20 protein-coding genes are annotated in these 21,064 nt (G+C 33.5%); 6 read left to right on the plus strand and 14 right to left on the minus strand.

Translation table 11 applies throughout. From position 1 onward, the window contains the following. Positions 1-258 precede the first annotated feature (258 nt). Positions 259-1,254, minus strand: coding sequence for a gluconate operon transcriptional repressor GntR (gene gntR / locus D7029_RS16570; RefSeq protein WP_088494486.1), 996 nt, complete (start codon positions 1,252-1,254; stop codon positions 259-261). Positions 1,255-1,485: 231 nt separating this feature from the next. Here gntR and D7029_RS16575 point away from each other — a divergent pair, with 231 nt between their 5' ends. The 6 genes from D7029_RS16575 to D7029_RS16600 all read left to right on the plus strand — a co-directional run bounded on the left by D7029_RS16575 (position 1,486) and on the right by D7029_RS16600 (position 8,185). Beyond that, the gene (locus D7029_RS16575; protein ID WP_194951283.1) at positions 1,486-2,517 is read left to right on the plus strand and encodes an iron ABC transporter substrate-binding protein; all 1,032 of its coding nucleotides are present in this window, start codon (positions 1,486-1,488) and stop codon (positions 2,515-2,517) included. Continuing rightward, positions 2,514-3,509 carry a FecCD family ABC transporter permease gene (locus D7029_RS16580; protein WP_194951284.1) on the plus strand — a complete coding sequence of 332 codons (996 nt, stop codon included), beginning with the start codon at positions 2,514-2,516 and terminating at the stop codon, positions 3,507-3,509. Before D7029_RS16575 ends, D7029_RS16580 begins: the two co-directional genes overlap by 4 nt. Further along, complete coding sequence (locus D7029_RS16585; RefSeq protein ID WP_194951285.1) at positions 3,509-4,303, plus strand: ABC transporter ATP-binding protein; 795 nt, start codon at positions 3,509-3,511, stop codon at positions 4,301-4,303. Before D7029_RS16580 ends, D7029_RS16585 begins: the two co-directional genes overlap by 1 nt. Then, positions 4,290-5,114, plus strand: coding sequence for a class I SAM-dependent methyltransferase (locus D7029_RS16590; protein ID WP_194951286.1), 825 nt, complete (start codon positions 4,290-4,292; stop codon positions 5,112-5,114). The genes D7029_RS16585 and D7029_RS16590 overlap by 14 nt, the downstream gene beginning before the upstream one ends. After that, the gene (gene modD, locus D7029_RS16595) at positions 5,111-5,959 is read left to right on the plus strand and encodes a ModD protein (RefSeq protein WP_194951287.1); all 849 of its coding nucleotides are present in this window, start codon (positions 5,111-5,113) and stop codon (positions 5,957-5,959) included. The genes D7029_RS16590 and modD overlap by 4 nt, the downstream gene beginning before the upstream one ends. A gap of 273 nt (positions 5,960-6,232) precedes the next feature. Further along, a complete protein-coding gene (locus D7029_RS16600; RefSeq protein WP_194952702.1) occupies positions 6,233-8,185 on the plus strand; it encodes a TonB-dependent receptor plug domain-containing protein in 1,953 nt (650 codons plus the stop codon). Between the two features lie 103 nt (positions 8,186-8,288). On the opposite strand, the gene D7029_RS16605 is transcribed toward D7029_RS16600, so the two are convergent. From D7029_RS16605 to sctN, 13 genes are all read right to left on the minus strand, one after another. Further along, the gene (locus D7029_RS16605) at positions 8,289-9,326 is read right to left on the minus strand and encodes an IpaD/SipD/SspD family type III secretion system needle tip protein (protein WP_194951288.1); all 1,038 of its coding nucleotides are present in this window, start codon (positions 9,324-9,326) and stop codon (positions 8,289-8,291) included. A gap of 118 nt (positions 9,327-9,444) precedes the next feature. After that, positions 9,445-10,689 carry an IpaD/SipD/SspD family type III secretion system needle tip protein gene (locus tag D7029_RS19020; RefSeq protein WP_194951289.1) on the minus strand — a complete coding sequence of 415 codons (1,245 nt, stop codon included), beginning with the start codon at positions 10,687-10,689 and terminating at the stop codon, positions 9,445-9,447. Positions 10,690-10,701: 12 nt separating this feature from the next. Further along, on the minus strand, positions 10,702-11,544 hold the full coding sequence (locus tag D7029_RS16615) for a type III secretion protein (RefSeq protein ID WP_194951290.1): 843 nt from the start codon (positions 11,542-11,544) through the stop codon (positions 10,702-10,704). 27 nt (positions 11,545-11,571) lie between these two features. Next, positions 11,572-13,785 (minus strand): type III secretion system translocon subunit SctE, encoded by a 2,214-nt coding sequence (gene sctE, locus D7029_RS16620; RefSeq protein ID WP_194951291.1) that lies wholly within the window; start codon positions 13,783-13,785, stop codon positions 11,572-11,574. Continuing rightward, on the minus strand, positions 13,782-14,294 hold the full coding sequence (gene sicA / locus D7029_RS16625) for a type III secretion system translocator chaperone SicA (protein ID WP_194951292.1): 513 nt from the start codon (positions 14,292-14,294) through the stop codon (positions 13,782-13,784). The genes sctE and sicA overlap by 4 nt, the downstream gene beginning before the upstream one ends. 149 nt (positions 14,295-14,443) lie before the next feature. Further along, positions 14,444-15,505, minus strand: coding sequence for an EscU/YscU/HrcU family type III secretion system export apparatus switch protein (locus D7029_RS16630; RefSeq protein ID WP_194951293.1), 1,062 nt, complete (start codon positions 15,503-15,505; stop codon positions 14,444-14,446). Continuing rightward, the gene (gene sctT / locus D7029_RS16635) at positions 15,498-16,271 is read right to left on the minus strand and encodes a type III secretion system export apparatus subunit SctT (RefSeq protein ID WP_194951294.1); all 774 of its coding nucleotides are present in this window, start codon (positions 16,269-16,271) and stop codon (positions 15,498-15,500) included. The genes D7029_RS16630 and sctT overlap by 8 nt, the downstream gene beginning before the upstream one ends. Before the next feature lie 5 nt (positions 16,272-16,276). Next, positions 16,277-16,531, minus strand: a complete 255-nt coding sequence (gene sctS, locus D7029_RS16640; protein WP_194951295.1) for a type III secretion system export apparatus subunit SctS — start codon at positions 16,529-16,531, stop codon at positions 16,277-16,279. Continuing rightward, the gene (locus D7029_RS16645) at positions 16,531-17,190 is read right to left on the minus strand and encodes an EscR/YscR/HrcR family type III secretion system export apparatus protein (RefSeq protein ID WP_194951296.1); all 660 of its coding nucleotides are present in this window, start codon (positions 17,188-17,190) and stop codon (positions 16,531-16,533) included. The genes sctS and D7029_RS16645 overlap by 1 nt, the downstream gene beginning before the upstream one ends. Positions 17,191-17,194: 4 nt before the next feature. Then, positions 17,195-18,112, minus strand: a complete 918-nt coding sequence (locus tag D7029_RS16650) for a FliM/FliN family flagellar motor switch protein (RefSeq protein WP_194951297.1) — start codon at positions 18,110-18,112, stop codon at positions 17,195-17,197. Next, complete coding sequence (locus D7029_RS16655) at positions 18,109-19,335, minus strand: hypothetical protein (RefSeq protein ID WP_194951298.1); 1,227 nt, start codon at positions 19,333-19,335, stop codon at positions 18,109-18,111. Before D7029_RS16655 ends, D7029_RS16650 begins: the two co-directional genes overlap by 4 nt. Next, positions 19,313-19,777, minus strand: coding sequence for a type III secretion protein (locus tag D7029_RS16660; RefSeq protein WP_194951299.1), 465 nt, complete (start codon positions 19,775-19,777; stop codon positions 19,313-19,315). The genes D7029_RS16655 and D7029_RS16660 overlap by 23 nt, the downstream gene beginning before the upstream one ends. After that, on the minus strand, positions 19,761-21,062 hold the full coding sequence (gene sctN / locus D7029_RS16665; RefSeq protein ID WP_194951300.1) for a type III secretion system ATPase SctN: 1,302 nt from the start codon (positions 21,060-21,062) through the stop codon (positions 19,761-19,763). Before sctN ends, D7029_RS16660 begins: the two co-directional genes overlap by 17 nt. Positions 21,063-21,064: the final 2 nt, after the last annotated feature.

Below are 21,064 nucleotides of genomic sequence, written 5' to 3' on the forward strand. Positions count from 1 at the left end.
AACATATCCGAAGTGACAAGGTAAATACAACAACGAAGATCAACTAAGAAGTGAAAATGTGAAGCGACTCTCAAATGAAAGTAAGATGATCTACAAAATGACAACAAAATATCCGACCAACTTCTTTTTATTCACAGCCCAATTGAGAGTAATAACACTGAAAGAGAAAAGGCATCTCAATAAAAAACCCTACTGTTACAAACATAACAATAGGGCTTAAAAATCATTATTTTTAAAAATTATCAATAAGTTAATTAATTATATGCTTTCACCCGTAATAATGCGGAAACCTACATCAATCACTTGACCACGAGCAATTTTACCCTTCATCCGTTTAAGCAATAAATCAGCAGCTTGTTGCCCCATTTCATCACGAGGAGTAAAGATACTTGCCAGACGAGGTGTCATTACTTGCCCAACATCGTGTCCATGGAAACCCGATATCGCAATATCCTCTGGCACAGAAATACCTAAACGTTGACACTCAAAAATGGCGCCAATTGCGATATCGTCATTGGTGCAATAAAGTCCATCTAAATCAGGATATTGCTTACGTGCAGCATGTAATAATTCAGCACCTAACGAATAAGATGAGCTCTTTGGCGTCATCACATTGCCAATAGGTAAGCCTGCATTTTGCATTGCTTTTTCATAACCTTGTAACCGCATTAAGGTTCGTTCATCCTGTCTTGCGCCAAGGTAGATAACCCGTTTACATCCACGTTTGATCATCTCATTGACCATCTGTTCTGAAGCATCAACGTTATCTAATCCCACTGCCGAATCAAAACAAGGGGAAACGCTATCCATGATTTCCACCACTGGAATACCTGCGGTTTCTAACATTTTCATCGTTTTTGGTGTATGCGTTCTTTCAGCAAGAATAAGCCCATCAATATTATAAGAGAGTAATGAAAGCAGGCGTTCTTCTTCTTTTTCAGCACGATATCCGTAGTGCGCTAACATGGTTTGATAACCGTATTTATCGGTCACTGATTCAATGCCACGAATAACTTCAGCAAAAACTTGGTTAGTTAAAGAAGGTAGCAATACCCCAATCGCATGACTGGTCGAATTCGATAAAATATCAGGGGCGCGATTAGGAATATAATTGAGGCTATCTAATTCACGCGCAATTTTTTCTCGTAAAGCTTCAGAGACTTGTTCGGGATTACGCAAAAAACGACTAACCGTCATTTTGGTAACACCGACTCGTGAAGCGACATCCTGTAATGAGGGGCGTTTTTTCTTCATTTTATATCGCAACTATCCAAAAACACTCGTATTAATACGCGCTTTAATTTTCCAAGAACGCTGATTATAGCCCTAGGTTATACACTATTTCGAATAAAGTTTTTCAGATGTGTGCTTAGATTTGATTTTGACTGATGATCCCTTGACTTAAGCCAAAGGAAATATAGTATTCTTCGCTATATAATAAATGAAACAACGATACCAACATAAAACAATAAATAGTGTGAACTTATGGCGATCCGTAGACGACAATTTCTAACTTACCTCACGACAATTGCGACATTATCAGCACTTCCGCATTCTGTAAGAGCAGCAATAACCTCACGTATTGCAGCACAATTCGGTCATGTTCCGGCATCAACCGCGATCCATCGCGTAATAAGTGCAGGACCTCCGACTGATCAATTGTTACTTGCATTAGCACCTGAAAAATTATTGGGTTTTTCCTCACTTAATTTAGAAAAAAGTCCTTTGTTTTCAGATGACCTGCGTAAATTGCCTCGTTTAGGGCGCTTATCAGGACGAGGAAGTACCCTCTCTTTAGAAGCTTTATTGACGTTAGAGCCCGATATTATTATTGATAGCGGAAATGTGGATGAAACCTATCGTTCATTAGCGAAACGTGTTTCTGATCAAACGGGTGTACCTTATGTATTAATTGATGGCACATTAAAAGATAGTCCAGCTCAGTTACGTCAAACAGGCGCTTTACTCGGTGTTGCAGAAAGAGCAGAAACATTAGCGCTTATTGCAGAGCAATATCTTAGTGATGCCGCTTTGTTTGCTTCTAAACAAAAAACAAACCCTCGTTTTTACCTTGCCCGTGGTGCAAAAGGGCTACAAACGGGTGCAAGAAGCTCTATTCATACCGAGGCGATTGAAACGTTAGGCTTTGAAAATGTGGTAGATATTCCTGACTTCACTGGATTAACAGATGTTTCACCAGAACAACTGTTGATGTGGGACCCTGAAATTATCATCACACAAGATGAAAATGCCTATCAGCAAATTATGCAAGGCTCGGTATGGAAAAGTATTCAAGCCGTTAAAAACAACAAAGTGCTACTGTTTAAAGGCTTACCATTTGGTTGGTTAGATGGTCCTCCGGGGATCAACCGTTTAATGGGAATGCGTCGCTTACAAAGCCATTTTGACACTCGAATAGAAAAACAAGCGGCTCAAGATCTGCAAGCTTACTTTGCTCATTTTTACCATACGCAATTAAGTGCTGAACAATGTCAGCAATTGCTGGGGTATTCATGAGTCAATCAGTACGCATCACGCTTTTATTTACATTATTTTCCATCGTTGCGTTAATTGCGATCACAAGTGGTAAGTATTCACTTACTACTAGTGAGTTATGGACACTGATAAGTAATAAATTAACGGGCAATGTAGAGTATAACCGCACTGAAACCGTCTTCTGGCAAATAAGATTTCCCCGCGTTCTAGCGGCAATTTTAATTGGTGGAGGACTTGCGATTGCGGGTGCCGCTTATCAAGGCATGTTTCGTAACCCTTTAGTATCACCCGATATTCTAGGTGTTTCTTCAGGTGCTGGCGTGGGTGCTGTATTGGGTATTTTTCTTGGGCAATCGATGTTGTCGATCCAGCTTTTTGCCTTCGCTGGCGGTTTGGCAACAGTTGCCCTTGTCTACTTTATTGCAAGGCTTGCGAAACAACACGATCCAGTGCTTTCCCTTGTGTTGGTTGGTATTGCTATCAGTGCCTTATGTGGCTCAGCAATCTCATTAATGAAAATTCTCGCTGATCCTTATACTCAATTGCCTTCCATTACCTTTTGGCTCTTAGGCGGACTTTCGACCATTACGGCTTCTGATTTAATTTCCGTTGCACCCTTAATGTTAGTCGGATTTATTCCACTGATTTTATTACGCTGGCGTATGAATATTCTCAGTTTATCTGATGAAGAAGCCAGAGCATTAGGTTTAAACGTCGAAGTCACCCGACTTGTCTTTATTTTGTCAGCCACATTAATCACCGCAAGTGCGGTTTCTATCGCAGGTATTATTGGCTGGTTAGGTTTAATTGTTCCTCATATCGCAAGGTTGTTAGTGGGCGCTAACTTCAGTCAACAACTCCCTGTTTCCTTACTTGTGGGAGCCATAATGTTGTTAATTACAGATACATTAGCTCGCACAATTGCCAATATTGAACTTCCATTAGGTATTTTAACATCAGCCATTGGTGCGCCATTCTTCCTAATGTTGTTACTTAGAACGAGGAAAGGCTGATGGTCATTGCGAATGCGAAACAACTCGCCATTGGTTATAAAGGCAAAACCTTAATTAAAGATCTCTCGTTTCACATCGAACAAGGGCAAATCATCTGCTTATTAGGTGCCAATGGTTGCGGTAAAACGACACTGATGCGAACACTATTAGGGCTAATACCCTGTATTGATGGTGAGATTAATATTGCGGGTAAAACACTAAGTGAGTGGTCACCAACAGAGCTTGCCAAAGTGGTTGCCTATGTTCCTCAAGCCACACATATCCCCTTTTCGTTTAATGTCATCGATATGGTGGTGATGGGACGAGGTGCGCATCTCTCCTTTTTCTCTATGCCTAGCTCGCAAGATAAAGCGATGGCAATGGAAACCTTAGAAATGCTCTCGCTTTCTCATCTTGCTCACCGAACTTTTGATACTTTAAGTGGCGGTGAAAAACAGATGGTTTTGATTGCTCGTGCGTTAGTGCAACAACCTAAGTTGCTGATCATGGATGAACCCGCAGCAAGCCTTGATTTTGGTAATCAAATCAAATTGCTTACCCAAGTTAAGGCATTAAAAGCGTTGGGGATCAGTGTGTTTATGTCTACACATCACCCTCAACATGCAGCCTCTTTGGCGGATGATGTTATTTTACTGACACCTCATACCCCTGTTTTGCAAAACAGCCCTGAAGTTTTGCTGACACCCGATAATTTAGCGCACCTTTATGGTGTACAACCAACAGATATTCAGGCGCATTTTCACGCCTACTCTGATAATAAAAATGACTATAGGCAAGAATATGAACACAATTGAAACCACGGATTTTGCTGAACTTTATAAAAACCACATGGTACAGGCAGAAAGAACCAAAAAAGAGCCTGAACATTGGGATAAACGTGCTGAAAAAATGGCAGAAACCTGTGCTAATCCTAATGATCCTTATTTAATCAAATTTCGTGAAATGATGGATTTTACAGGTGCAGAAACCCTATTAGATGTAGGCTGTGGCCCTGGCTCTATCAGCATTCATGTAGCAGACAAATTCAAGAAAACCATTGGTATTGATTACAGTACAGGTATGTTAGCTGTCGCTAAACGCAGAGCAGAACAAGCAGGTATCAACCACGCTGAATTTATAACTTGCTCATGGGAAGATAGCTGGGACGAACTTCCTCGTTGTGATATCGCGGTTGCATCACGTTCAACACTGGTGATGGATTTAAAAACGGCTCTTTTAAAGCTGAATCGCCAAGCTAAATTACGTGTTTATACTACACATACCGTTTCTCCGACTTTTGTTGATCAACGCATTATTCGCTTATTGGGTCGTGAAGTTCCTACGCTCCCAACATACATTTATGCTGTGAATATGCTAAACCAAATGGGTATTCACCCTAAAGTGGATTATATCCGTAGCCGTAATTGCCAAAGCAATTTCAATAGCCTTGAGCAATTTATTGAAGGTATTAATTTCTCCGTAGGGCCATTAAGCGAAGACGAAATTGTACGCCTAACTAATTACTATCATGAAAGCATTGAAAAAGGTGTTTCACTGATTTCACCCACTCGTGATTGGGCAATGGTTTCTTGGGATGTTGTCCCTGAAAGCGAGCTAAACCTATGATTTATTATCCTGATGCCTTTCTTGATAATTTATTAATGGAAGATATCCAATATGGTGATCTCACTAGTCGAGCGCTCAATATTAGTGATCAGCTAGGTACAATGACATTTACACGCCGTGAAGCAGGTTGTGTCAGTGGGATCACGCTAGGTTGTCGCTTATTAGAGAAACTAGGATTAGAGGTTACAGCACATCTACAAGATGGCGATTTTGCCGATAAAGGCGATTGCTTAATCACCGCTGAAGGTCGTGCTGATGCACTACACCAAGGCTGGAAAGTCGTGCAAAACGTGCTTGAGTGGAGTTGTGGTGTTAGTGACTATATGGCAAGAATGCTAGAAATCTATCATCGCTATCAACCTAAAGGGCAAATTGCGTGCACACGTAAAAATATCCCTAATACCAAATTACTGGCAACTCAAGCGGTACTTGCGGGTGGTGGTGTTATCCATCGCCAAGGTTGCTCAGAAACTATTTTACTCTTTGCTAATCATCGTCGATTTTTATCAGAGCCTGATAATTGGGCACAACACGTTAAGCAGTTGCGCCAAGCAGCGCCTGAAAAATGCATTGTTGTGGAAGCCGACGATATTGAACAAGCAAGAGAAGCATTAAAAGCACAGCCTGATATTTTACAGCTAGATAAATTCTCAATTGAAGATATCTCACAGTTACAACAAGAAGCGCCTCAAATTGCGCCTCATTGTCACTTATCTGTGGCTGGCGGTATTAACCTCAATACTATCGAAAAATACGCACAAACCGGCATTACCTTAATGGTAACGTCTTCACCTTATTATGCACCACCGACGGATATTAAAGTTCGTCTTTACCCAAAAGATTAAATAAAAATAATAGCTTATAAGTAAGTGAGTATTTACATATTTAATCAACAATAAATAGAGACAACATCTACTCAATATGAAAGAAGTTATAACAAGGAAATGGTTGTAGTGGCATAGAGGAATATCTTTGCTGAGCCTCTTTTATTTGAGTTTGTGACTTTATTTTATAAAAACCGAGTGCTAACACTTTGTTAGCACTCAATTTATTCATTTATTTTTACGCATATCGTTATATAAAAAACTATATATAGATTGTGAACTGAGATTGGAATGATGAAATTAAAACCTCTATGCTACTGTTTATCTCTTGCTCTACTGCCAAGTATTGCACTTGCTGACACCACTTATGGGCAGTCAACACCTGATTTATTAACCGTTTGGAGTAGCCCTATTGCAGCGAACCCAGACGTGTTAACACAAGAGCAAATGCTTGAACAAAATAAAGTGAATGCCGCACAAGCCATTGCAACATTACCCGGCGTTGTGATGCAAAAATCGGGCAACCGTAATGAATACACCATAAAAGTACGTGGCTTTGATAGCCGTCAAGTACCTGTGTTCTTTGATGGCATTCCAACGTATGTTCCTTATGATGGCAACTTAGACTTAGCGCGTTTTACCACTAACGATCTGGCCAGTATTGAAGTTAACAAAGGTTATACCTCATTATTGCAGGGCCCTAACTTAATGGGTGGTGCAATTAATATCACTACAGCGACACCAAAAAAACCATTAGAAGGAAGCATTGCTTATTCTCAAGGTTTTGCTCGTGGTGCTGATTATGCACATAACATGAGTGCCCGTTTAGGTGCACGTAATGACTTAGGCTTTATTCAAATCAGTGGTAGCCAATTAAAACAACGCTTTACGCCAATTCCTGGTGCGGATGAAAATAATGCAGCAGCAGGAACTCATGGACGTCGTGATAATTCAGCAACTGATGACAAACGTGGCATGATCAAAGTGGGTTGGACGCCACGCGCTTCTGACGAATATACCCTGACTTATGTAAAACAAGACGGTGAAAAAAATAGCCCACCAAATACCTCTGCTAATGCAAAAGGTAAATATAAATATTGGGCATGGCCGGATTACAACAAAGAGAGTTACTACTATAGCGGTATCACTCAAATCACTGATGGTATTAATCTGCAAAGCCGTGCATACCACGATAAATTTGAAAATACCCTCTATATGTACCCTAAAAAAGGCGATACTGCTGACTACAGCCACTATGACGACTACAGCACGGGTGCCGCATTACAATTAGGTATTGATACACGCGAAAATGATCTACTCTCTTTTGCCGCTCATTGGAAAGATGACGTTCACCGTTCTCAGAAAGAGAAAAATGGTGATTGGATGCGTTATAAAGACAGAACATGGTCTTTAGCGACAGAATATCAATGGGCTGCTACAAATGATCTCGATTTAGTCGGTGCAATTAGCTACGACTGGCGCGACAGTGTTGATACCGATAAAGGCGCTGATGATAACAAACAAACCGCCTTTAACTGGGAGATGATGGCGAAATATTCATTAGCTAATAATGATAACGTTCGTTTCTCTGTTTCTGATCGTAGCCGCTTCCCGACTCAAAAAGAGCGTTACACGACTGAAAAACCAAAAGATGGCTCAAAAGGGATCATCAATCCAGACTTAGATCCTGAACGCGCATTATCTTTCGATTTAACCTATGAAGGACACATTACGGATAAATGGGGTTATCAAACCAGCGTTTACTACAACCGTGTCAGTGATGCGATTATGGCACACACGGTTTATCGTGATGGCAAAGCATTCTTCCAAAATCAAAATAGTGGACGCATTGACTATGTTGGTGTTGATTTAGGAACTAAAGGTAATGTGACCGATTGGTTAGAGCTTGGCTTAAATTACAGCTATATCCATAGCGACCCTAAACAAGTCGCACATGTTGAAGGCTTACCAAAACATAAAGCCTATATGTGGATGACATTTATTCCTGTTGAACAAGTTCGCTTTACCATTATGGAAGAAGCACAAGGTTGGACTTATAACCGCATTGATGAAGATGAAAAATTAGCAGGTTATGCAAAAACTGACCTTCGTTTAGATTATGACTTTGGTTATGGTGTTTCTGCAAATGCTTCTGTTAATAACCTCTTCGATAAATCTTATGAATACACTCAAGGTTATATGGAAGACGGTCGTAATTACTGGTTAGGTGTAGAATATAAATTCTAATTTAAACAGTTATTTTCAAAATCAAGAGCTGATATTAATCATATATCAGCTCTTTTTTATCCCTAAAATAATTTTATTATCCATAACATTACTCTATATAAAATTAAAAACGTAAAAATCCTTTTGCCATTTCTAATAATGTATTCATAGTGCTACTCACTATTTTAACGAAATTATCATAGTTACTATTCGCCGAACTGTATTTTTTAGAAAGTTCATCAAGATTTGTATTAAGTCCTTTTTCAATAGCATCTAGTGTTTTTTTCAATAAATCAAATTCAGTTTGTAAAATATCATGTTTTCCTGTCGGCATTTTACTTAAATAATCAATTAATTTATCCAGCCCTGATAAATCTAAACTCACATTAAATAAAAAAGATAAATCAGGTCTAACAGAGTCTGAATTATCTTCTTTTTTTGATGTCACACCTTTTATTTGATCAAGTAATTTTTCTACAGCCTTAACCGCATTATCTGCATCAAAGTTATCCGGATAATATACTTTTTCACCATTAATTATTCTATAATACCGACCATCATCATCTTTGATAAAATACATCCATATACTAAAAAAACCAGGCCTATCAACTTTCGTTTTTAAAGCTATTAATTTATTAATCAAATCATCAACATCTACACTTATATATCCATCTTTACTTCCGGCAGATGTTGCTTTACTCAACTCAGATAATATTTCTCTCAGTTCCTTAACATATTCCATATATTTAGAAAAAATATCTTTTAAAACATCTAAATAATCATTTTTTCCAGCAACAATAGACTGCTTTATATCATCAAATAAATCACTTAATGAATCTGTTGGATAACTATCATCTGGTAAAGTATTTGCAATAGAACGAGCGACATGGCTGATTACATTCAGACTTTTCTGTTCACCAATAGAGTTTTTTACATATTGTTCATCAAGATAAAAAACCATTTCATTATTTGATATATCTTTTAATTTTTTATTAATTTGATATTTATTCAGATAGATATCCTGATACTCTCTTTTTATATTTTCTAATAAATAGTCAACTCCATCGTAAAAATCATCGTTTGTTATTTCATTATAAAAATCATTCTCTATATTTGTAACATTACTTACTTTAGATATATTCGAATCAATAGCAGTAGCCATAACATTAACCTTATATAATAGTAAAAGATAGCTTTAAAAACTCAAAACTATATATATTATTAACAGTGTTAGGCCATTCTCTCTAAAATATAATTACATTATTTTTAATATATTAAATTTAAAATCGTAAAAAACCTTTTGCCATTTCTAATAATGTATTCATTGTGCTACTCATTATCTTCACAAAATTATCATAATTACTATTTGCTGAACTATATTTTTTAGATAGTTCATCTAAATTATTACTCAATTTCTTTTCAAATGCATCAATTGACTTTTTTAGTAAATCAAATTCTGTTTGTAGCATATTATTAAACTTTTCTTCATCTCGCTCTTTTTTTAATCTTTTAATTTCTTCATTAGCCCTCGCCTCAAATCCACTTTCAATTTTCTTCTTTAATTCAGAATTAATAAATAGACTATTTGCTGATAGTTCCTTACGATAACCATCAATTATGCTATTTTTTTTACTTTCTATCTCTTCATTTGTTAATATTTTTTTATCTGGTATTTTCTCTTTAACTCCATTGATAATCTTATCAAAATCATCAAAGTTAATATCACCCCAAAAATCAATATTGATATCATTCTTTGTTTTTGTTGAGTTATCATGCTTTACTATTTTAATTCCCTTAATATTCATCAATAATTTTTCAACTGAATTTAAAGCATGATCAACCTGTGATTTATTTGAATAATTTATTTTTTGCTGTTCTATATTTCTAATATACCCTTCATTATTATATTCAAATTTAAACTCGCTTTTAAAAAAAGGTTTATTTTTGAATTTATTAATATAATCGCTTCTAATTTTCTCTAGTTCATTCTTAAATTCAATAAAGTTAACAGCAATATATCCATCTTTTTTTCCTGCTTTAGTATACTTGCCCAAAGAAGCCATCGCTTCTCTTAATTCTCTAACATAATCCATATAGCTAGAAAAAATATCTTTTAAAATATCTAAATAATCATTCTTACCCGCAACAATAGATTGTTTGACTTCCTGAAAAAAATCACTTAATGAATCCGTAGGATAACCGTGATTAGAAAATGCATTTTTTATTAGTGATGATGATTTATTTAACAAACTCAAACACTTCTTATTTTTAATAAAATTTTTATCATATTGTTCAGAGAGAGAAAAATATATTTCTCTCTCCGATTTTCCTTTCAACTTATTACAGTATATCCAGTTATCAAAATTAAAATCTTTATGTTCTTTTTTTATATCTATTAGTAAACTTTCAATTCTATTCAAAAATTCCATTGTTTCTTTTGAAATAGAGTCAGACTCCATGGCTGATGACTGGTTTATTAAAGAATTAGCTGTGTTAAACATCCTTGAATTAACCGCTTGATTCATAAAAATTATCCTCTAGCACTTGGTAACAATAAAAGAAGCGGCTTCTTGTTTATTTTGAATAAGCGCCATTATTGCTTGTATTATAATTCTTGCTACTTCGACAGCTTCTCGTTGTATATCATTGTTATTACTAATAACATTGTTATTAATACTACTTCTTGCTTCTAATACCTTTTGCTCACCATCAAGTACAATTCCTTTAGATTGTAAAGTCTGATCTATAACTCTAGCTAAAGGGTCTGCAGTGGTCGAAATTAAATTACCTTTTATCATTGTTGGGTTGGTACTCTGCACTCCATTCAACATTCCCATTCCATGTATTGAAACTGTTGCACCTACGGAATGGATTGCTATCGAAGCTCCCGCACTAGCAATTGCTGCACCCACCATAATCCTAGCTTTATGATCAAGATTATCTTTCATTTTTTCAGCTAGATTTAATTGAACTTTCATTAAAACAGCATTAATTTCTCTAGATGATCTAAATATTTCCACCATCAGCAGTGAAAATGAAATAATTTTGTTAATTAAAGCCATATCTTTATCAGATAAAAAATTAAACATGCCTAAAACTTCTGATTTAACATGGTCATAAATATCATTATCGTTATCAACATTAAGTGATTTCATTATTGAATCTATATCTGGTGTTTTTACTATTGGTTCGACTAAAATAGGTATTTTACTATTTTCATTTCCTTCTATGATTTCATCTATTTTTAGTTCGAATTTTTTAATTCGCGATTTATTATCGTTGGCATTCTCATTTTTTTCAATTTTGTTACTTTCAATGTCATTACTTTCAAATTTATATTTATCAGATAAACTGGTATTATTATCAATTTTCATATTCATATAAAAACCTCACTAAAATAAATTTTATTAAATAGATATGCTCTTTATCATATCTGATTTAGCTTTATTACTTACAGAAGAAGCATTACTCATATTTTTTAAAATTTCAGTTAGTGAATCAATATTATCATGGTAACTTTCCATTATTTTTTCCATTAACTTCTGAATTAAATCTAATATGACTTCTAACTTTTTACTATCCGCCATCGACTGTAAAATCTTAGATGAAATAATAGTGCTGTATATATTAACTGCATTTGTTGCTGTCGAATTTACTAATTTAGAAATAACAACTGTTCGATTTAACATGAGAGCAGCTTTTTTTGAGATATCCTTTGCTAGTTGCTGATTAATTTTTTCCATTATTTCTTCTAGTGCTTGAACAATAATTTCTTTAATCATATTTCCCAACATGGCTTCTAGTGCATCATGTAATATTCTTTTTAATGTATCTCTTACTTGTTGGTTAAATATTTTCTTAGCAGCATCTCCAATACCTTTCATTGCGGGTCCAATCACAAAACTTAATGCCATCGCTGCAACAAATAAAATAACAGTAATGGCAATTTTTAATGCCATTTTTAGTTTATCTTGAATTGTATTTTTTAACTCATCGAGAGCTTTCTTATCTATACCCAATCCCTTCAAACCATCAATAGTGCTATTAACCATATCTACCAGAAAATCGACAATTTTATCTATTGCCTTCATAATAGCGTCAGAGATAGGTTGCATGATTTCATCCATAAATGATGTACCATGTATAGCTTGATACACTTCATCAGCAATTGTTAATGCAATATCAGCAACAAATAGTGTAACAGCAACTGCTACTAGTGCCATTGAAGCCCCTGCCGTAAAAACAGAAGCAATACCTGCAATAAGTGTCAGTAATCCACCTAAGATTTTTAAGCCAATACCTGCCCAAAATTGTATTTCTTCTTGTTTCTTAATTTGGGCTTTTTGATCATTAACTTTATCTTGCAGTGATTTTTCAGTAACTTTCTGCATTTCTTCAAACAGTTTCTGTTCATTTTCAGTTCGTTGTAACATTATTTTTAATGTTAGCTCTCGTGTTTTAGCCAACAAAAAAGTTAATAACGCCATTCCTGATAATGAGTCAGACATTATTTCAAGCTCTAATGCACTTTGTGAAAGTGTTAGTGTTCTATAGGTTTCTCTTATTTGCTCCAGTTTTTCTTTGATTGAGTCATTTTCTTTCTTATTAATTAGTGCTTTTAATTCATCTCTATGGGATGTAATTTGATTTATCTTATCGTCACTCATAGAGACGTTAGGCATATATTTAAAAGCATTATCAAAGAAGCTAGATAACTTTCCATATAATTTATCTAATTCATCTAATGACATTTTTGAAAGATCATCAGGTAACTTCATAAATGGGAAAGTTTTTTCAAGTAACTTTTCCATATCTTCTTTAGATCTAACTTTTCCGGAAAGTAATTCTTTTATTAAAGAGTCAGGAATATTTTTATTTTTTAAGAAATTTTCAACTTCCGCCTCTGTTTTAAAACCATTGTCTTTTATTTGATTATTTATTTCCATCCAATAATCAGTATAAGCATCTTTATTATTTTTAATTTCATCTACAACTGTGTTTATTTGATCTCTCAAACCATCAATACCTTTAGATAAAATATTTAGTTTGTCGAGATAACAATCAAGCTTATCTGGATCTTTAATTCTATCTAAAATATTTTGATGAATAATATTTTGATATGATAATTGTAAGAATAAAAAATCATAATCTTTATTTGATTTTTTATTTTCTGTTTGAATTGATTTTGAAGGTATAGATGATGATTTATTTATAGATATATTTGAATTCTCCCCTTCCCTTTGATCATAAAAGTGTTTTTCGTTGGTAAGAATATCGAATTTCTTATTTACCTTATCATCTTTACTTAATTCAACCTCTTTAATTTTATTAAATATCAATTTCTCATTATTATTTTCATTCTGTGATGAGAAAGTATTTATCTTATATTTAATATCACCTTGAATATTAATTCTTTGGTTATTCTTTTTTTGTTCGAGTGGTACACGAAGAGAAGGAGCTAAAAAATTATTTTCTTTATCCTTAAGTTGTGATGCGACAAAATGCTCACTTGCCGCATTAATTTTTTGTGCTTGTTGCACGTTATCTTTAGTGACCTTATCTACCTCTTTAGAGGTTAAAGGGGTAGATAATACAGTGCCATCATTATTAACTTTAATCATACTGTTTCTTCCTTATCGGTATTAAAAACAGCAAGAGGAACATCTTTTAAAGATCCTAAGTAAACATTAGCTCTCTCTTTGAGAGAAAGATCATTGATATTTTTTGAAACTTGATCGAAACAGTATTTAGCTTTTTCTTTTTCACCTAATGATAAATTACATTGCCCAGCATAAAAAACAGGTCGATAATCGTTCTTTGCATTTAAATAAGCTAATGCATAAAGATCTATTGCTGCTTGATATTGTTTTTTTAATTGTTTAACAGCTGCAAGGCCCATAATATAATCAACATTATAAAAGTCATAAAGACACAAAAATTTAAAAATAGCTTCTGCTTCATCCAGTTTTCCTTTCTGGTAAAAATCATATGCAAATGAATAAATTCCTTCCATAAATCCTTCAGGGATAGCGCCTTCATCCTTAAGTGGTGCCCCATTTTGAACAATAGAAACAATATAGCTCGCTAATTGATCAAGTTCTTTTTCTGATATTTTTTCATATATTGACATAACGTTAATCCTTTCATCTATGATGAATAATTAATAAATAAATTCTAAAGTAATCATTAATTAATTACTTTAATAAAACACACGTCTATATTTATAAATATAAATATATTATTTTTATAATTAAGATATGAATGCACATGGGGGATTTATTAATGATGTATATAATCCATCTCTTCTCTTAACAAACCTTCAATTTCTATTCTCTTAAGCCAAATAAGAATATCCATAATATTCAATAAATCTTGATCTATCATTACCTCAAACAAATGATATTTATGATAAAATTTTCTCGCAAGTTCAGGATAACGAACAACGGGGGTGCCTACTTTTTTGGCATAGGATTTCACTGCCAATGCCTTATCGTTAACACATTTCAGTGAAACTAATGGCATAATGCCATTATCGGGATCAAAATAAATACCGACTGCCACATGAGTTGGATTCACAATAACAGCCGATGAATCACGGATAACTTTTTTCATTGGTTCATCAAGTAACTCTTGATGGATCTGCCGGCGTGTTGATTTTATTTCAGGATTACCTTCCATATTTTTATTTTCTTGCTTAACTTCATGTTTTTCCATCATCATATCTTTCATAAAAATGAAAAAATCAGCAATAATATTTAAAATAAGTATAGGTATTGATAAAATAAAAAAAACAAATATAAAGCTAACAACAAGTGAACACCATTTATCAATAACAACATTTAAGCTTGAACGATATAATATAAATATCTCATGTCCATGTAAAACAATAAAAACATAACACGTGACTAAAAATATAATTATAAATAATAATGTTTTTAAAAGATCTTTGATTGTTCTTATGCTAAATATTTTTTTAAATCCAGAGATTGGATTAATATGATTTAGATCGATTTTAATCGCTTCCGTAGCAAGTTTAAAACGCGAACTAAATAAAGAAGGAATAGCACCAGATAAAAAAGTGACAACAAGTATCGGTAGAATAATATCAAAAAAAAGCTTTGAAATAACATTAACATAGCTTTTTAAAGTAATATTGTTTGGATGAAGTAAAAGAGATTGATAAAAGCGGCTAAATTCATCTAAGTCAATTTGATGAAATAAATACATAACGCCAATAAGATAAACAAGTCCTGATGTTAACTCTTTGCTCTTGAAACTTTGCCCTTTTTTTGCAGAATCATCGAGTTTTTTCTGTGTGGGTTTTTCCGTTTTTTCAGCCATGAAAAATACTCATAAAAATAGTATAAAAGTATCTATTATTAAAAAATTCATATAATTCTGAAGTCATTGCAGAAGCGAAGAAAAAAAGCAGTGAAATAAATGCAATAATACCTTTTATACATAATGATAAGGAAAATGCATTTAATTGAGGACAAAATAAAGAATAAACACCCAATGCAACTTCACTCAAAAACATAATAATAAGAACAGGCGATACTAAAACAATTGCAGTGCGGACCATGTCATTCAGCCAATGACCAATAAATGAATAGCCAATCTCTTTATTAAAATAACCAATCGGGAATACATCATAGCTATCTTTTATCGTACCCATTAATGAGCTTAATCCTCCTACTGACAAAAAATAAGCAGCACAGAACAACCCTGTTAATGAAGCAAATTCAGAAGATTCAATTCCTGTTGTTGGATTAATAGTATCGCCAATACTTGCCCCTCTCTGATTATCAACAAATTCACCAAAAGCAGAAGCGATCCAAAAAGGAGTAGCAAAGAGAAGCCCAATTAAAATGCCAAGAATTAACTCACTTAATATTATTATTTCCCATGTATTTCTTATTTCATCAGTAATTAAAATACTTGGTTTTATTCCCATAGCAATATAAAAAATAATAATATATTTTAATAGTTGGCTATTTAATACTCGGCTATTCAAAAAAGGAATAAAAAGAAAAACGGGAAATAGTCTTGCAACAAGTAAAAAAAGATCAATTAAATAAAGTTGTACATACTCTAACAGTATTAACATTTTATTTATCCAGCTAATCCTAACGTCATCATTTCTTTGGCATATACGAGTACTTTATCGCCCATCCAACCCATCGTAACTAACAGACAAACAAAAACACCAACAAGTTTTACACCAAAAGGTAATGTTTGCTCCTGTACTTGAGTAATTGTTTGTAAAAGGCCTATTGCCAATCCAATAAATGTTGCTATTGCAATAGGTGCAGCCGAAAGTAATATCACTAAATAAACGGCTTTATTTGCAGCATAGACCATATCCATTAGCTTACCGCCATCAGATCAAGATATTGATTAATTAATCCTTTAGCTAGAAGAGTCCAACCATCCATAGCGATAAATAAAATTAATTTTAAAGGAACTGATAATGTAATTGGGCTCATCATCATCATACCTAAGGCTAACAAAATACAAGAAACGACTAAATCAATAACAATAAAAGGTAAATAAAGATAAAAACCAATAATAAAAGCAGATTTTATTTCACTTAGTGCATAAGCAGGGAGTAATGATAATAAAGAATTTTCTATGTTCTCTTTGTCGCCATAGCTATCAGGTCGATTACCTTGTGCTTGTTCAAAAAAATCTAATAGTTCAGGTTCAGAATATTTGTACAAATATCGCTTATATTCCCCTAATGCATCATCTGAAAATCGTTCAAGTGAATCAGGAGAAGTAACATCAATTGGGTTTTCAATAAGGTATTGATAGGTATTTTTTGCTATTGGCGTCATGACAAATAACGCCATCATCAATGCAATTGCATTAAGCACCATATTAGAAGGAACTTGTTGAACACCTAACGCATTACGAGTCATAACCAACACAATAGAAAATTTTAAATAACAAGTTCCCGCCGCAATAATAAAAGGCGCTAATGTGGCTAACGACAGTGTTAAAATAAGTGTTGTTGAGCTTTCCATATCTTTAATCTTGCTTTAAATAAGCACGTTGAATTTCAACAGCTAATCGTTCACCAACTTTAATCAACTCTCCTTGAGCAATAGCAACACCATTAGCAATTAATGTGATATGGCGTAATGCATTATCTGGCAAAGTAATTTGTTGTCCCGGTGATAACTCTTCAATTTGTTCAAGCAACATAGTCTTATTTGCTAGTAAAAAAGAGAGAGTAACAGGAATAGATTGAATCGCTTTCAGTTCTATATTTTTTTGTAATGTAATTTCCGTATCTTCAACTGACTCTTCACGCTCTGTTTCATTAGCAAATAACTTTTCATCTAAAATCACAGCATTTTCTCCTTCTTGCCACTGATAACGCATCCATTTTTTTTCACCAATAATAAGTGAAAAATCTACGCTATCAATCAGTACAATATCGCCCAAAGAGAGCGTTTTTAATAATGAAAATGACATTGTGCTTTTGCCAAATTTATATTGAGCAATCGCACTAATTTTATTTTTTGATGACAACGTCCATTCATAATATTTATCGAAAGAACAAATAAATATGTCACCGATTTCAGTATTAATAACGGGATAGCTAAGTTTTTCTTGCTCTCCTAAACAGATATTATCAATGATTAATGGCATAGGCTCTTTCGAAAAAGGAAACAATATTTGTGAACATTTCTGTGAAAATAGTGTATAGAGATAAGTTTCTGGAATAAGCTCCCAATCTATTTTTTTCTCAGGATAAATTTTATCCATTACTTGGCTAACTTCGACAATGCCTGTAAATGAACCTAATGTGTTATTACCCTTTATTTTAAAATAATGAGCCGAAGAGATAGGTAACTGAGATGTATATAAAGATGATAAGATATCCATTGAATAGCTATCTTCTTTATTATTAATACTATTTTCAGGATCTGATCTTATCATTTTTCATCTTCTTTATTTTCAGAAGAAGGATCTATCGCATTAATATGCCAATGATTATTATCATTCTCTAATGAAAGAGATAATCGTCCTTGATATTGATTAAAATTTTCTAAAGAAGATTGATAGACTCGCCCTGTAGAAGCAATTAATTGGATTTTTTTATCGATATCGAAGTTCACCTTTATTTGATGAAGTTCACTTCCCCATTTTTTAAAGACATAAGTAATACTAGGAGGTTGGGATAAAGTAGATACTTTCTTATAAAGAATACTAAAGGCAGGTATATCGAGTATTTTTCTATCCGATAATGGTTCTGATAGCATTTGTTGATATGCTGGCTTTATGCTGCTTAATGGAAGCATATCGCTGACATTTTCTTTTATTTTTTCTTTATATAAACTATCTATATTTGAGTTTTCATTTTTAACATTCATTGCAGCAGTATTTTTGATTACTTCTCTACTATCTGAGTAATTAACCTTTTCAGATAATTTATTATTTTCAATAACGGCACTGCCTTTAGTGTTTGTTTTATCTTCTTCACGTATTAATAAATTTTTATTTTTAAAATTTCCAATCTTCTCTTGATTAGAAAAATTTTTATTTTCAACATATTCCAAGAATTTATCTGTCGAGTTTTTCCTTTCTATTTTTTGGTTAAATTTATCGTTCTTTACACTAACATTTAACTCATTATAATTGCGACTAACTTCTTTCTTAACCTCAGAAATACTAATATTTCCTTCTCTCTTAGGATTTAAATCATTTTTAATGGCAATTTCATCATCCACATTATTTTGTTTACTTACATGATGTAATAAACCTTTTTGTTCTATTTTACTTCCTTTTGTGAAAGAACAAACTTGTGAATATATTTTCCTTTGAGTTAATAATAATCCTTCTATATTTGAGTAATCATCTTCATCTTTATCGCTTTTCTCACCTAATTTATTCACTGAGTTATCAGCTTTTATTTTTGAATTTTCTTTTAAATTATCTCTTAACTCAGTATCCCCTTTACAATCAAGATCATAAAAATCATCTAATTTTTGTTTTATTTTACTAAGCTCATCAGAAGAAATTTTTTCTTTTTCAATATGTAATAATTCTACAATTGTAGAAAATGGTGATGATTTTTTAGAACAAATAGTTTTAATCTCACTATTTTGTTCGTTGATTAAACTTTTATTTAATCTTAAATTATCTGTCTTTATGGACATCATATAATACCATCTCCTGAATTTCGTTTTGCTCTAATCTTTCAATATATAACTCTTTTTCTAGTGCTTTTCTTTCAAGATAAAGCTTCATTTTATTTTGTTTTTTGATTGCTACATCTCTTTCTTTTTTTAAAAATAAGCTACCTTTTTTTAGTTTTTCTAGTTGATACTCTATCTCTTTAATTTGGGTAGTAGATATATTCAACGAAGCTAATATAATTGCTTGTTTACGTTTTTGTTGATTTAAAGAGAGAGTCGAATAAATTCCTACTTTTTCATAAAAAGGGATTTCTTTTTCTAATGCTGAAGCCAACAAAATTTGCTCTTCCTTTCTATTTTCTGCTTCTTTTATTAATTGTTGCTGCTTTTGTTGTTCTTTCTCTATTCTTTGTTGACGCTTCGCAATCGCATTTATCAGGAATTGCTGATTAAGAGGTAAGCGCATAAAGTTGATTCAATGTTGTTTGAAATTCTGATTTTTCTTTAAATGATTGTATAAGAAAAGCCTCTATTGCCGATTGCTTATTGACGGCCAGATCATTTAACTCGTTCTCTCCTGCGCGATACTCACCCAATTCTTGTAATAACTTAATATCCTGCAAACGCATCAATATTTGTCTTATTTTTAATGCTGCTTTTTGTTGTTCGGTACTCGTTATTTGCTGAAAAATACGACTCACACTACCTAAAATATCAATAGCTGGATAATGGCCTGAAGCCGCTATTTTTCGTGACAAATAAATATGTCCATCCAGAATAGAACGAATTTCTTCACCTATAGCATCTGGTTCATCATCACTTTCGAGCAAAACAGTATAAAACGCTGTAATTGAGCCTTGATGAGTCACCCCTGGTCTTTCTAAAATTGCAGGTAATTTATCAAAAACAGAAGCTGGATAGCCTTTACGAACAGGAAGCTCGCCCGCTGTCAGTGCCACATCCCTTAAAGCTCGACAGTAGCGTGTCATAGAATCAATAAATAACACGACATTTTTACCTTGTTCTCTGAAATATTCAGCAACCGTAGTGGCAACAAGTGCAGCGTTACAACGTTCTATTGCAGGTTGATCCGAGGTGGAACAAATTAATACTGTTTTCTCACAGCGTTTATCTCTTTTTAGTTCCTCGACAAATTCGGTAACTTCTCTCCCTCTTTCACCAATAAGTCCAATAACAAAAATATCAGCCTGAGAGAAACGGATAAACATATTCATCAACATGGTTTTACCTGTTCCTGCACTGGCAAAAATTCCCATTCTCTGCCCTAATCCACAGCTTAATAAGCCATCAACAGCTCGAACACCTGACTCAAATATTTTTGTAATAGGTCGGCGATCACTAAATGAGGGAGGATGACCATCAATAGGTAAATATGAATAGAAATTTTCTTCTACCACTTTCTTATCGTTGAAGCGCAATAAATAATTACCTTTAATATCAATCATACTCCCTAAAATATTAGGGCTTAAAGCAACAGAAAAAGCATTTCCAGTTGGTACTACGATTATTTGCAAAGAATAACCTTGTGAACTCCCCATCATACTTAAAATCGTAATACCATTGCGAAAACCAATCACAATCGCTTCACCAATAATTTGTCCATTAATAATAGAATCTTTTAATAGGCAAATCTCTCCAATAAATACATCACGCAACATCACTTCAAGAATATTGCCTTGTATTCGTATCGGATGAGCTGCGTGATGAAATATTGAAAATACGTTATTCATTT

It is taken from the genome of Proteus vulgaris (genome assembly GCF_016647575.1).
Taxonomy (GTDB): domain Bacteria; phylum Pseudomonadota; class Gammaproteobacteria; order Enterobacterales; family Enterobacteriaceae; genus Proteus; species Proteus mirabilis_B.

Excerpts from the sequence above, each read along its gene's own strand:
- sctE (WP_194951291.1), bottom strand. The coding sequence starts at position 13,785 with ATGATTAAAGTTAATAATGATGGCACTGTATTATCTACCCCTTTAACC.
- sctS (WP_194951295.1), bottom strand. The coding sequence starts at position 16,531 with ATGGATATGGTCTATGCTGCAAATAAAGCCGTTTATTTAGTGATATTA.
- modD (WP_194951287.1), top strand. The coding sequence starts at position 5,111 with ATGATTTATTATCCTGATGCCTTTCTTGATAATTTATTAATGGAAGAT.
- D7029_RS16630 (WP_194951293.1), bottom strand. The coding sequence starts at position 15,505 with ATGGCTGAAAAAACGGAAAAACCCACACAGAAAAAACTCGATGATTCT.
- D7029_RS16600 (WP_194952702.1), top strand. The coding sequence starts at position 6,233 with ATGAAATTAAAACCTCTATGCTACTGTTTATCTCTTGCTCTACTGCCA.
- sicA (WP_194951292.1), bottom strand. The coding sequence starts at position 14,294 with ATGTCAATATATGAAAAAATATCAGAAAAAGAACTTGATCAATTAGCG.
- D7029_RS16655 (WP_194951298.1), bottom strand. The coding sequence starts at position 19,335 with ATGATGTCCATAAAGACAGATAATTTAAGATTAAATAAAAGTTTAATC.
- D7029_RS16575 (WP_194951283.1), top strand. The coding sequence starts at position 1,486 with ATGGCGATCCGTAGACGACAATTTCTAACTTACCTCACGACAATTGCG.
- sctT (WP_194951294.1), bottom strand. The coding sequence starts at position 16,271 with ATGTTAATACTGTTAGAGTATGTACAACTTTATTTAATTGATCTTTTT.
- D7029_RS16660 (WP_194951299.1), bottom strand. The coding sequence starts at position 19,777 with ATGCGCTTACCTCTTAATCAGCAATTCCTGATAAATGCGATTGCGAAG.
- sctN (WP_194951300.1), bottom strand. The coding sequence starts at position 21,062 with ATGAATAACGTATTTTCAATATTTCATCACGCAGCTCATCCGATACGA.
- gntR (WP_088494486.1), bottom strand. The coding sequence starts at position 1,254 with ATGAAGAAAAAACGCCCCTCATTACAGGATGTCGCTTCACGAGTCGGT.
- D7029_RS16590 (WP_194951286.1), top strand. The coding sequence starts at position 4,290 with ATGAACACAATTGAAACCACGGATTTTGCTGAACTTTATAAAAACCAC.
- D7029_RS16605 (WP_194951288.1), bottom strand. The coding sequence starts at position 9,326 with ATGGCTACTGCTATTGATTCGAATATATCTAAAGTAAGTAATGTTACA.
- D7029_RS19020 (WP_194951289.1), bottom strand. The coding sequence starts at position 10,689 with ATGAATCAAGCGGTTAATTCAAGGATGTTTAACACAGCTAATTCTTTA.
- D7029_RS16650 (WP_194951297.1), bottom strand. The coding sequence starts at position 18,112 with ATGATAAGATCAGATCCTGAAAATAGTATTAATAATAAAGAAGATAGC.
- D7029_RS16615 (WP_194951290.1), bottom strand. The coding sequence starts at position 11,544 with ATGAATATGAAAATTGATAATAATACCAGTTTATCTGATAAATATAAA.
- D7029_RS16585 (WP_194951285.1), top strand. The coding sequence starts at position 3,509 with ATGGTCATTGCGAATGCGAAACAACTCGCCATTGGTTATAAAGGCAAA.
- D7029_RS16645 (WP_194951296.1), bottom strand. The coding sequence starts at position 17,190 with ATGGAAAGCTCAACAACACTTATTTTAACACTGTCGTTAGCCACATTA.
- D7029_RS16580 (WP_194951284.1), top strand. The coding sequence starts at position 2,514 with ATGAGTCAATCAGTACGCATCACGCTTTTATTTACATTATTTTCCATC.